At 39.1% G+C, this 12,681-nt stretch carries 11 protein-coding genes; 5 read left to right on the top strand and 6 right to left on the bottom strand.

What is annotated here, in order from left to right; genetic code table 11:
- Positions 1–39 precede the first annotated feature (39 nt).
- Entirely contained in the window at positions 40–1,035 is a 996-nt protein-coding gene (gene dusB / locus B3600_RS24675; RefSeq protein ID WP_046674816.1) for a tRNA dihydrouridine synthase DusB, read from the top strand.
- Positions 1,036–1,102: 67 nt separating this feature from the next.
- On the opposite strand, the gene B3600_RS24670 is transcribed toward dusB, so the two are convergent.
- The 3 genes from B3600_RS24670 to B3600_RS24660 all read right to left on the bottom strand — a co-directional run bounded on the left by B3600_RS24670 (position 1,103) and on the right by B3600_RS24660 (position 4,192).
- Complete coding sequence (locus B3600_RS24670; protein ID WP_286754847.1) at positions 1,103–2,572, bottom strand: lipopolysaccharide biosynthesis protein; 1,470 nt, start codon at positions 2,570–2,572, stop codon at positions 1,103–1,105.
- Positions 2,573–2,616: 44 nt separating this feature from the next.
- Positions 2,617–2,898 carry an acylphosphatase gene (locus tag B3600_RS24665; protein ID WP_070561618.1) on the bottom strand — a complete coding sequence of 94 codons (282 nt, stop codon included), beginning with the start codon at positions 2,896–2,898 and terminating at the stop codon, positions 2,617–2,619.
- Between the two features lie 118 nt (positions 2,899–3,016).
- Entirely contained in the window at positions 3,017–4,192 is a 1,176-nt protein-coding gene (locus B3600_RS24660; protein ID WP_070561620.1) for an amidohydrolase family protein, read from the bottom strand.
- A gap of 408 nt (positions 4,193–4,600) precedes the next feature.
- Here B3600_RS24660 and B3600_RS24655 point away from each other — a divergent pair, with 408 nt between their 5' ends.
- The 4 genes from B3600_RS24655 to ggt all read left to right on the top strand — a co-directional run bounded on the left by B3600_RS24655 (position 4,601) and on the right by ggt (position 9,810).
- Positions 4,601–7,036: a TonB-dependent receptor gene (locus B3600_RS24655; protein WP_286754782.1), complete on the top strand. Its 2,436-nt coding sequence runs from the start codon at positions 4,601–4,603 to the stop codon at positions 7,034–7,036.
- Positions 7,037–7,245: 209 nt separating this feature from the next.
- Positions 7,246–7,704: a D-aminoacyl-tRNA deacylase gene (dtd, locus tag B3600_RS24650; protein WP_070561625.1), complete on the top strand. Its 459-nt coding sequence runs from the start codon at positions 7,246–7,248 to the stop codon at positions 7,702–7,704.
- 18 nt (positions 7,705–7,722) lie between these two features.
- Positions 7,723–8,049, top strand: coding sequence for a nucleotide pyrophosphohydrolase (locus B3600_RS24645; protein WP_070561627.1), 327 nt, complete (start codon positions 7,723–7,725; stop codon positions 8,047–8,049).
- Positions 8,050–8,109: 60 nt separating this feature from the next.
- Complete coding sequence (ggt, locus tag B3600_RS24640; protein WP_286754781.1) at positions 8,110–9,810, top strand: gamma-glutamyltransferase; 1,701 nt, start codon at positions 8,110–8,112, stop codon at positions 9,808–9,810.
- Positions 9,811–9,879: 69 nt separating this feature from the next.
- Here ggt and groL read toward each other — a convergent pair whose 3' ends face one another.
- The 3 genes from groL to secG all read right to left on the bottom strand — a co-directional run bounded on the left by groL (position 9,880) and on the right by secG (position 12,672).
- Positions 9,880–11,517 carry a chaperonin GroEL gene (gene groL / locus B3600_RS24635; RefSeq protein WP_070561631.1) on the bottom strand — a complete coding sequence of 546 codons (1,638 nt, stop codon included), beginning with the start codon at positions 11,515–11,517 and terminating at the stop codon, positions 9,880–9,882.
- A gap of 163 nt (positions 11,518–11,680) precedes the next feature.
- Complete coding sequence (locus B3600_RS24630) at positions 11,681–11,956, bottom strand: co-chaperone GroES (protein ID WP_028070710.1); 276 nt, start codon at positions 11,954–11,956, stop codon at positions 11,681–11,683.
- A gap of 302 nt (positions 11,957–12,258) precedes the next feature.
- The gene (gene secG / locus B3600_RS24625) at positions 12,259–12,672 is read right to left on the bottom strand and encodes a preprotein translocase subunit SecG (protein WP_070561633.1); all 414 of its coding nucleotides are present in this window, start codon (positions 12,670–12,672) and stop codon (positions 12,259–12,261) included.
- Positions 12,673–12,681 lie beyond the last annotated feature (9 nt).

Below are 12,681 nucleotides of genomic sequence, written 5' to 3'. Positions count from 1 at the left end.
TAATGCCAAATTTTGTACCTTTGTAAAAAATTATCGAAGATGTCGGTCAAGATTGGTGAAAATATTGATTTGGGTAAATTCCCGTTGTTATTAGCTCCGATGGAGGATGTAAGTGATCCTCCGTTTCGCTATGTGTGCAAACAGAATGGTGTTGATTTAATGTATACTGAATTTATTTCTTCGGAAGGGTTAATTCGGGATGCTGCAAAGTCAATTCAAAAATTGGATATTTTTGAGTATGAACGTCCTATTGGCATTCAGATCTTCGGTGGAGATATTGAAAGTATGCGTCAGTCTGCTGAAATCTGCACAAAAGCAGGACCTAATTTAATCGACATCAATTACGGCTGCCCAGTTAAAAAAGTAGTCTGTAAAGGAGCTGGTTCATCCCTGCTACAGGACATCGATAAAATGGTTGCAATGACAAAAGCTGTCGTTGAGGCTACGGATTTACCCGTAACGGTGAAAACACGTCTTGGCTGGGATGACAACACAAAAAATGTATACGAAGTTGCTGAAAGACTACAAGATGTGGGGATCAAAGCACTGGCTATTCATGGACGTACGCGCGCGCAATTGTACAAGGGTCAGGCGGACTGGTCCATGATTCGGGATATCAAACGTAATCCGCGTATCAAAATCCCAATTTTTGGCAATGGCGATGTAGACTCTGTCGAAAAAGCTGCAGCATGGCGCCAGGAGTTTGAAGTGGATGGCATTATGATTGGCCGTGCAGCAATCGGATACCCTTGGATCTTTAGAGAAATAAAACATTTTTTCAATACTGGTGAACGTTTAGAAGGACCTACCATTGCCGAACGTGTCGAGGTTTGCCGAACACATCTCAACAAATCCATCGAATGGAAAGGTGATAAATTGGGTATTTTTGAAATGCGTAGGCATTATGCGAATTACTTTAAAGGAATCCCCAACTTTAAAGAACACCGCATGAAATTAGTCAGCTTACAAAGCCAGGCAGAGATTCTTGAGGTACTTCATGAAATTGAACACAATTTTTCGGCAGAAATGGTATAATCCTGAAGTCTACAATTTATAAAGAAAAAGGTCGTGCTAAGTTAACATTAGCACGACCTTTTTTCTTTTAAGCATCTTTCTTGATAAATCGCTTGAGCTGATTTCGTTCCATCAAAAATACACCTCCCAGGTAAGCGATTAAAAGTCCATTACCAATAAAAACATTATGATGAAATACAAAGTAAGAAAGGTAGGAGAAACATATTCCCGCAAATATATACATCAGGATCTTTCCCAATTTATAAGGTATAGGGTAATGTTTTTGCCCCCATACATAAGATAGCACAACCATAGCAAAGTAGGCTAAAAATGTGACTATTGATGCTCCCACATAGCTGTATCTCGGAATCAGATAATAATTTGCCACGATGGTTATTCCTGCGCCTACCAATGAAATATACAAAGCGTACCGCGTTTGATCAGAAAGCTTATACCATACCGAAAGATTCATATAGATGCCCAGCAGCACATAATTGAACAGCAACAAAGGAACAATGAAAAGTCCAGACCAATATAAGTCACGTGTTTCCACATTTCCTTTAATAAAATACTTCAGCCAGTCAATATTCGCTGTAATCCCCAACATAACTAACATCATGGCAATGACGAAATATTCCATAATTAACGCATAGGTCTTTTTCGCATTTGCATTTTTTGCATAAGAAAAGAAAAATGGCTCTGCCCCCAATCGAAAAGCCTGAACAAAAATACTCAGAAACATCGCCAATTTTCCAACGGCTCCATAGATCCCCAAATCGCGATCACCAATATCCTTAGGCAGGTAGATTGGCAATACAATTTTATCTAAATTTTCGTTGATGATATAAGAAATATTGGCTATTAAAATCGGAAAGCTATAGGATAGCATCTTTAAGATTAGCTGCTTTTCGGGTTTAAAATAAAAACCTCTCATTTCAGGCAGAAGAAATAGAAAGGTTGCTGCACTTGCCACAATATTGGAAATAAATACATAACCTATCCATTCATTTCTGTACCAACCGGAACACCAAGAGCCCAATGCACCTCCATCTTTTATCAAATAGGGAACCAGAGCAATAAAGAATAGGTTAAGAACAACCATAATACCGATATTGGCCAATTTAATAGCACCAAATCGGATAGGCCTTCCCTCCGATCTCAATTTCGCAAAAGGAACAATAGCTAAAGCATCCAATGCCAATATGAGGGCAAAATACTTCACATAGCTCTCGTAATCGGCATTGTAAGTTCCCTTATTCAACCAACCACCAATAGTGCCAGCAAAGACAATGGCCGTTATAAAAAATAATGTTGCCAGAGTGGCAATGACGATAAAACTATTATTGAAAACCTGCTTCTTATCCTTTTCTTCGACTTTTTGGAGAAACCTAAAAAAAGTAGTTTCCATACCAAATGCCAAAACGGCATTGATCATGGACGCCCAGGCGTACATATTGGTAAATATTCCGTAGGACGCAGGTGGATATTTGAGGACATAGAGTGGCGTCATAACGAAATACAGCATACGTGCTATAATCGTACTCAGGCCATAAATCATGGTCTGTCCAGCGAATTTTTTAAGTACTGACAAGGTGAAAAGACTTAAGATTGAACTCTTTTAACTACTTCAAAATTGGAAAAGCCCTTCATTTCGCCTTCCTTTACTTCAACACTTTCAACAATTGCACCCTCGGGCCCTTCTTGGCAGAACTCCAACAGTGAATCTAGTGCAAACTCGTCGCCCTCGCCCTCAATATAGACAGAACCATCTTTTAAATTGACAACAAAGCCCCTAACACCAACTTGATCTGCAACCGCCTTGGTTGTCAATCTAAAAAAGACTCCCTGTACTTTACCTCTTATTGAAATATTCAAATGTTTCATCTGTAACTTATTTTTTCTTCCATCGGTCAGATGGAACTTACCATGACTATAGTTCCGTTATTATAGTCATGGACGGTTCAATAAGAGCAAAAGTACAGAAGTTTTGGGGAATTAAATACTACGCTAAACGTTTTACCTTAACATCTTCATGTAGGCGCATGTGTTCCATACCTTGCAACAATACAATCCCAGGCTTTTTACCCACTTCAAGTGAGCCAAATTCATCCTCAATGTTCAACGCGATAGCACCATTAATCGTAGCCCATTGAATAGTTTGCAAGAAATCGAGATCCTCAAAGTGCGCATGCAATACCTTTAGCTCCTCCAAAATGGATAATGTATCATTTGAAGCTAAACTGTCCGTTCCGATTACTAAACGCTGTCCGGCATTCATAAAATTCTGAACCTTTGGTAATGTTCCTTCAATATAAAGGTTGGCTTTTGGACAAAGACACCACATCACATCACGATCCATGCGCTCTACAAAATCCAGATCTTTAAGAGAAGTATAGGTATTATGAACCAACAATAATTTATTGGGATATGGCAAATAAGGAAGATAGGACTGAATCGAATTTCTTGCCTGCGCCTTAATCGCATCGGCGTTTTTTCCTATACTTTTATAAAAGTCCAGGAACTCCCCCATTTTATAACGGAACAGTTTATTCTCCTCTTCACTTTCTTGATTGTGGATACTGATAATATTTGTTTCCGGAACCATCTTCTTGAATTTTTTGAAAAGTACTTTCGAACAAGAATATGGCGCGTGTGGCGTAATGGATACATGCCCATTCCTAAACTCTTGAGTCAACGATTTAGCCTCTTTTAACTTAAAGTCAGCTTCGTCAGGTTCAATTCCGAGCACCTCCACAAACGTATGATATAAGATCTGAGAATCTTCCTTCAGTTTCGAGGAATTATCTGTGTTGGCATGATCTCCGACTGCAACAATACCATTTTCATACATCTCTCGATCGGCTTTTGCCATAGCGTCGTCTATTTTTTTCATCGACGCCGACCGCGTTGTCATCACCTTACTGAGAAAGCTCGGAAGTCCTGTACCTTTAGGAACAATACCTTTCATATGCGACAATTCAATGTGGCAATGTGCATTGATAAAACCTGGAATTATCACTCCTTCATATCTCTCAACCTTCGTTTTGTCTGAAGGTGTAAATGAAGTTGGGTCATAGATACCTTGAATTACCCCCTCCTCATCTACCGAAACAATACCATCTTTTATTGGCATTGAAGTAATCGGCAGAATATAATTAGCGCTTAAATATTTTAACATTTTATCTCCTCACTATCAATTTAGTAACTAAAAATTTTTGACCTGTATGAATACATACCTCTAGTAGAAAAATTCATGCCAAGGTACCTAAAAAGAACAATAAATACCAAAAACAACAATTTGCACAAATTTTTAACCAAAAAGAAATAAAGCCGCAAATCCACTCTTTTGTATTTGTCATAAATTACTTCTTTATACTTCATTTCAATTTTAAATTTATATATTCGCAGCATCGAATAGGGGTGCCTTGTTTTGTCAGGAACACAAATAAAGGCTGAGATTATACCCAACAGATTAAATTCTGTACACCTGATCCAGATAATGCTGGCGTAGGGAGAGGTTAGTTAAATAGTGCGGTCATAGTAACCCCTTGCTATGATTTGTTTAACTCAAACAAAATACATTACCATGATCAAATTTTTGATTTGTAGCTCCTTAGCTACTATTTCAAGTCAAATTGCCATTGCGCAACAAAATCTGACAATTAAAGCTGTAGACAATACCAATCAGACCCCTTTACAGTACGTTTCCATATCCATAGACGGACAAGCATCCTTCGCTGGCCAATCGGACAAAAACGGACTGATTAAACTATATCGTATCAATACAGGCAAGCATCAGATTCAGGTATCTTCTCTTGGATATAAAACATGGAGCCGAAATGTGGATGTTAAAGACAATTTGGAACTTACGGTAGCATTAGAACCTAGTACAATTCAAATGGAAGAGGTCCTTGTTCAATCTACCCGTGCCAAAAGAAATGCTCCTACAACCTTTAAAAACATCTCCAAAGAAGAAATAACACGTAACAACCTCGGTCAGGATATCCCATTTCTTTTAAATCAGACCCCGTCCGTGCAGGTAAATTCCGATGCCGGTGCGGGTATAGGTTATACAGGAATGACGATCAGGGGATCCGACAATCAACGAATCAACGTAACACTCAATGGAATCCCCTTAAATGATGCAGAGAGCATGGGTTCCTTTTTTGTAAACCTTCCCGACTTTGCCTCTTCTACCGAGAGCATCCAAGTTCAGCGTGGTATTGGGACCTCGACGAATGGCGCCGGATCATTTGGAGCCTCATTAAATATCCAGTCCAATACTCTAGTAGAAACTCCTTACGCAGAACTTAACAATTCATTTGGCTCTTATAATACTTGGAAAAATACGGTCAAAGTCGGTACCGGACTAATTGACGACAAATTTGCCTTCAATGCCAGATTATCTCGAATAAGTAGCGATGGTTACATCGAAAGAGGTAGTTCAGACTTACAATCTTTCTATGTGGACGGAGGGTATTATGGTAAGAAACATATTTTAAAAGGAATTGTATTCTGGGGAAAAGAAAAGACCTATCAAGCCTGGAATGGCGTTCCTGAACCATTGATTACAGGAGATCGGTCGCGCATGGATGATTATGCAGATAATGCACTCGAAATTTCCGGTGCCGAGAAGGATCGTTTCATGAACGCTGGCCGTAATTATAACCTATACACGTATAACAATCAAACAGATAATTATACGCAGAAACATCATCAACTTCATTATACCAATATACTGAACGACAAATTGACGCTCAATACAGCCTTACACTATACAAGAGGTTATGGTTACTATGAAGAAATGAGACCGGGAGATAAACTAAGTAAATACGGTTTGCCTAACGTCATTATTGGTAAGGACACCATTCAAAAAACAGATCTTGTCCGCAGGAGATGGCTGGATAATTATTTTTACGGAATGACTTATGCTCTGAATTACAGGCCAAACGATCAGCTTGAAATTACTTGGGGTGGAGCTTATAATCAATACAAAGGAAAACATTATGGCCAGGTGATTTGGGCACAATATGCATCAACAGGATTTCTTGACGACAAATATTATTTTGGGAAATCACAAAAAAATGATTTCAGCAATTTCTTAAAAATCGATTACAAACTAGACAAATGGATATTAATGGCCGATATTCAATATCGGAATGTAGATTACCACATGTATGGTGATGATGATAAGGTAAAAAATTATAATTATCATCCTAAGTTTAATTTCCTGAATCCTAAAGCCGGTGCAACTTATCTGCTAAATGACCATTCAAATGTATACGCTTCTTATGCCTTTGCACAAAAAGAACCTGTCCGAAAGGATTTTATAGAGAAAAATAGCGCCTTACCAGATCCTACCCCAGAGAAAATGCAGGACATTGAATTGGGCTATCGTTTTACAAATGAAAAATTCAACATCGGATTAAATGGATATGGCATGTTTTACAAGGATCAGTTGATCCCAACAGGTGAAATTAGTGATACAGGCTCTCCAATTCGACAAAATGTCAATGATAGCTATAGAATAGGTCTTGAATTCGATGGGTCATGGAACATCAGCAAGCAGTTCAATTGGAAAGCAACAGCTAGTTTCAGCCAAAATAAAATTAAGGACTTTGAAGAGGTCATCGGCGATACAAGGATATTTTATTCGAAAACAAACATTGCTTTATCACCGGGAACTATTTTGTCAAGTAATTTCTCTTATAGTCCAATAACATCACTTACATTTTCGCTTCTATCCAAATTTGTAGGAAGACAATACCTGGATAATTCTTCTGCGAAAGAAAGAAGCATTTCCGCTTATTTTGTCAACAATCTGTTAGCAAACTATAACTTTACAGCATTAGGTATCAAAAATATCAGTGCAACCTTACAGGTCAACAATATACTGAACGAGAAGTACGAGGCCAATGGCTACACCTTTGGCTGGATGGAAGGAGATACCCGGAAGTATTATAATTTCTATTTCCCACAAGCCCCAACGAATTTCCTATTGGGCTTGAATTTCAAATTCTAAACCACCCTTTATAAAAGCCTCCTGATTCCAAACGCATTAGTAGCTGGGAAGGCGGACTGAAGGTCGCTTCTGATCAAATCCTTTAGCATAATTAGCGTCCCTTTTTCCTTCGGGAGAAAGGGACGTTTCTATATATACCTTGGAGAAAACTGAATTTCCCATCGTGTTTGACAATCGGAATTTTTACCTTTGGTTTTATACTTTTCACTATGCGCGCAGTTATACAACGAGTTACCAAAGCTTCTTGTACGGTAGATAATCAGATAACAGGCCAGATCCAGAAGGGTCTAATGATTTTATTAGGAGTTGAAGAAGCAGATACAACGGAAGATCTGAAATGGTTAGGACAGAAGTTCATCAACTTACGCATCTTCGAGGATGAACAGGGTATGATGAATAAGTCGATACAAGATGTAGACGGAAATATCTTACTCATCTCACAATTCACGCTCTTTGCTCAAACAAAAAAAGGAAACAGGCCTTCCTTTATCAGAGCAGCAAAACCGGACAAAGCCAAACCAATGTATGAAGAGATGGCTTTACTGCTAAGTCAATTGCTCCAAAAAGAGGTTCAGCTTGGCATATTCGGAGCCGATATGAAAATCGACCTACTGAATGATGGTCCAGTTACCATCGTCATGGACACAAAAGATAAGGACAACTTTTAATTTTTAATTGAACACAAGATGACTATTAAAGAAGCACAAGAGATTATTGACAAATGGATCAATAGTACCGGAGTACGTTATTTCAACGAGTTGACAAACACCGCCATACTCATGGAAGAAGTCGGTGAAGTTGCCCGAATAATGGCTCGGCAATACGGAGAACAATCTTTCAAAAAGTCAGACAAAGAAGTTAATTTAGCAGATGAAATGGCCGATGTATTATTCGTTTTGATGTGCCTTGCCAATCAAACGGGAATTGATCTAACAGCGGCTTTGGAACAAAATCTTCAAAAGAAATCAATTCGGGATGCCGACCGCCATAAAAACAACGAAAAACTTAAATAACCAAGAGTAGTATTGTTTGTACACCTCTTTGAGATAATATTTAATTTTAAATCACGTACGATGTATAAATTCATAACCTATTCGCTCATAGCAAGCATATGCTTTGCCTCTTGTGCGACAAGACAGCAGCTAAATACTAAGGTTGAGCAGGCCAGTACTTTTAATAAGGCTGCCGTTGTCACAGCACATCCTTTGGCTTCAGAAGTCGGGGTAAAGATTTTAAAACAAGGTGGGAATGCAATAGATGCTGCAGTTGCCGTACAATTTGCTCTTGCAGTTGTTTATCCCAATGCAGGAAATATTGGCGGCGGTGGCTTTATGCTCTACCGCGATCATCGGGGTAATTTAGATGCCTTAGATTTTCGTGAGAAGGCTCCCCTAAAAGCATCCCGGGATATGTATCTCGATGCCCAAGGCAATGTTATTCCGGAGTTGAGCCTTTATAGTCAATTGGCCTCTGGTATCCCTGGATCTGTTGCTGGTATGTGGGAAGCCCACAGAAAGTACGGCAAATTACAATGGAAAGATCTCGTACTCCCAGCAATACAGCTAGCCAGAACAGGGTTTAAAATCAGTCAACGACAAGCCAATGAGTTTGAAAGCCATAAAGAGCGTTTTGTCAAACTGAATCCCGCTGGTGCTGCAATTATCAAAACCACAGTTTGGCGAGCAGGTGATCTATTTATCCAGGAGGAACTTGCAAAAACACTGGAAAGAATCGCAATCGAAGGCCGAGACGGTTTCTATACAGGTAAAACGGCCGATTTAATTGTTGCCGAAATGGACAAAGGGAAAGGCATTATTAATCATCAAGATCTACTGGATTATCAGGCACTTTGGCGTACCCCAATTTCCACAAATTATAGGGGCCACAAAGTTATTTCCATGCCACCACCTTCGAGTGGGGGAACATCTCTTTTAGCCCTGCTCAAATCAGTCGAACAGTTTCCACTTCAACGCTGGGGCTTCCAAACCGATTCAACCATTCGTGTTATGGTCGAAGCTGAACGCTATGTATATGCCAATCGGGCTAAATATTTAGGAGATCCTGATTTTATTAAGGTACCTGTCGAACAGCTTATTGACTCAAGCTCAAATGCGCATAAACTCCATTCAGTCAATTTCCATAAAGCGACATCAAGCAAAGATGTCAATGCAGATGTCATTCCGGGTTATGAAAGTGAACAAACGACGCATTTCAATATTGTAGACGAGCAAGGGAATGCAGTATCCATTACAACAACACTTAATGATTCTTATGGCTCAGGAGTATTTGTGGAGGGCGCAGGTTTTCTCCTAAATAATGAAATGGACGATTTCTCCGTAAAGACCGGTATCCCAAACATGTATGGGCTTACTGGGGAAAAAGCGAACGAGATTCAGCCCGGCAAAAGGATGCTCAGCTCCATGACACCCACTATTGTAGAAAAAGATGGCAAACTATTTATGGTTGTAGGAACCCCTGGAGGATCAACCATCATTACCTCTGTTTTTCAGACCATCCTCAATGTTATTGACTTCCGACAAAATGCCCAATCAGCTGTGAGCCTGCCAAGATTTCATCATCAATGGCTTCCTGATCGTATTGACGTTGAAAATAACGCAATCGATGTCAATCTACGTGATCGATTGACAAAAGATGGCTATACGATAAATCCGAGAGGGACAATCGGCCGCGTGGAGAATATACTTGTATTACCAAATGGTAAATTACAGACAGGAGCCGACCCGCGTGGAGACGATACGGCAAAAGGCTATTAAAGAACAAAAAGAAAGGCTCATTTGGAATTCCAAATGAGCCTTTCTTTTTTATTTAGAAATGGGATGATCTTACATCATTCCACCCATACCGCCACCCATTGGAGGAGCACCAGCACCTACAGGGTTTTCTTCAGCTTCGTCAGCCAATACACACTCTGTAGTTAATAACATTGAAGCAACTGAAGCTGCATTTTCCAATGCTACACGAGATACTTTAGTTGGATCAATTACACCAGCAGCGATTAAGTTTTCGTAACGGTCTGTACGTGCATTGTAACCGAAATCTGCAGTTCCTTCTTTCACTTTTTGAACGATTACTGCGCCTTCGATACCAGCGTTATTACAGATCTGACGTAATGGCTCTTCGATAGCGCGTTTGATGATGTCAATACCGATTTGCTCATCTTCGTTGTCACCTTTAAGGTTTACCAAAGCTTCAGTTGAGCGAATGAAGGCAACACCACCACCAGCGATAATACCTTCTTCAACAGCTGCACGAGTTGCGTGTAAAGCATCATCAACACGGTCTTTTTTCTCTTTCATTTCAACCTCAGTAGTTGCACCGACATATAACACGGCTACACCACCTGACAATTTTGCTAAACGTTCTTGTAGTTTTTCGCGATCGTAGTCAGAAGTTGTTGTTTCGATTTGTGAACGGATTTGAGCAACACGTGCTTTAATATCCTCTACATTACCAGAACCATTGATAATCGTTGTGTTATCTTTGTCAACTTGAACTTTTTCAGCTTGACCTAAGTAAGATAACTCAGCATTTTCTAATTTGAAACCTCTTTCTTCAGAGATAACAGTACCACCAGTTAAGATAGCGATATCTTCTAACATTGCTTTACGACGGTCACCGAAACCTGGAGCTTTAACAGCCGCAACTTTCAACGAACCACGGATTTTATTAACAACTAATGTTGCCAATGCCTCACCATCTAAGTCTTCAGCAATGATTAATAATGGTTTACCAGTTTGAACTTGTTTCTCCAAGATAGGCAACAATTCTTTCATGTTGCTGATTTTCTTGTCGTAGATCAAAATGTATGGATTATCTAATTCCGCTTCCATTTTGTCAGAGTTGGTCACAAAATATGGAGACAAATAACCACGGTCAAATTGCATACCTTCTACAGTTTTTACTTCTGTTTCAGTACCTTTTGCCTCTTCAACAGTGATAACACCGTCGTTACCTACTTTTTCCATTGCTTGAGCAATCAAAGCACCAATTACTTCGTCGTTGTTTGCAGAAATAGTAGCAACTTGTTTAATTTTATTATTGTCTTGACCAACTTCTTGAGATTGAGATTTCAAGTTAGCAACAACAGTTGCAACAGCTTTGTCAATACCACGTTTTAGATCCATTGGATTAGCTCCAGCAGCCACAGATTTGATACCTGGAGCAACGATTGCTTGTGCCAATACAGTAGCAGTAGTCGTACCGTCACCAGCTTGATCAGCTGTTTTAGAAGCTACTTCTTTTACCATTTGTGCACCCATATTTTCTAAAGCGTCTTTCAATTCGATTTCTTTCGCTACCGAAACACCATCTTTAGTAATTACTGGAGCACCAAATTTTTTCTCAATAATTACGTTACGTCCTTTAGGACCCAATGTTACTTTAACTGCATTCGCTAAAGTATCTACACCTTTTTTAAGGGCCTCGCGAGCCTCAACGTTATATTTTACTTGTTTTGCCATTTTTATATGAGTATTTAGTATTTCTAAGAAGTGTAATTCGAGTTTAAATTAAACCGTAAACCGATTTATTTTTTACACGTCCAATTTTACAGCTTCACTAAAATAACCTATTGAATTTTTAATTGAGCCAGTAAGCTCGTTTTAAATAAACTGTTCCTATTAATTAGATAACCGCGTAAATATCAGACTCACGCATAATTAAGTACTCTTTTCCTTCGTAAGTAATTTCAGTACCTGCGTATTTTCCGTATAATACTTTGTCACCAACTTTCACAGTTAACGGTTCGTCAACTTTACCTGTACCTACAGCAACTACTGTACCTTGAGATGGTTTTTCTTTTGCTGTATCGGGGATATACAACCCTGAAGCTGTTTTTTCTTCTGCTGGAGCAGCTTCTACTACTACTCTGTCTCCGATAGGTTTGATACTTAATGCCATAATTAATTTACTTTTTATCTGTTATTGAATTTATTTTAATGTTATAATCGCTATAAACACATCATCTTTTATGCCAATTGTAATTAAGACAGCTTATAAGACAATTTTTCACAGAAAAGTTAATATCTCCATCGACAAAAATTCATTTTGCTGTCACACTGTCATTCCCAGTCTGTCAGTCTTACTTCCGTCGACAGACAGACTAATAAATTTATCGCTACATACCTGTCTTAAACAAAATATCGAACATAAAAAAGCCCCGTCTGTACAAACAAACGGGGCTCATCATTTTTTACTGACAACTATTTCTTAGCTTCTTCTGCTGGTTTTGTTGTCGGTGTAGCCGCTGGAGCCTTTTCTTGCGATTGAGCCGGAGCAGCTTGCCCTTGTCCCGCCGGAGCGCCAACAGGTTGTTGTCCAGTACCCAAGTTCAATGGACCTTGTTGTTTAGGCGCTTCGATTTGACCCCCCAATCCACCTTTAGATGTACTTGGAGACGTACCAATAACATTTACACCTAAGCTAAATACCATAATGGCAATAACCATGATCCAGGTACCTTTTTCCAAAAAGTCACCTGTACGTTTTACTCCCATAAGATTCGTTCCACCTGAAAAACCAGATGACAAACCTCCTCCTTTTGGATTTTGGATTAAAACCAAAAACGCTAAAATAATACTAGCTAATATGATTAGACCGATTAATAATCCTTGCATCTCTTTATG

Source organism: Sphingobacterium sp. UBA2480, from assembly GCF_002341965.1.
Taxonomy (GTDB): Bacteria; Bacteroidota; Bacteroidia; order Sphingobacteriales; family Sphingobacteriaceae; genus Sphingobacterium; species Sphingobacterium multivorum.
This window is presented reverse-complemented; position numbering and strand designations above follow the sequence as displayed.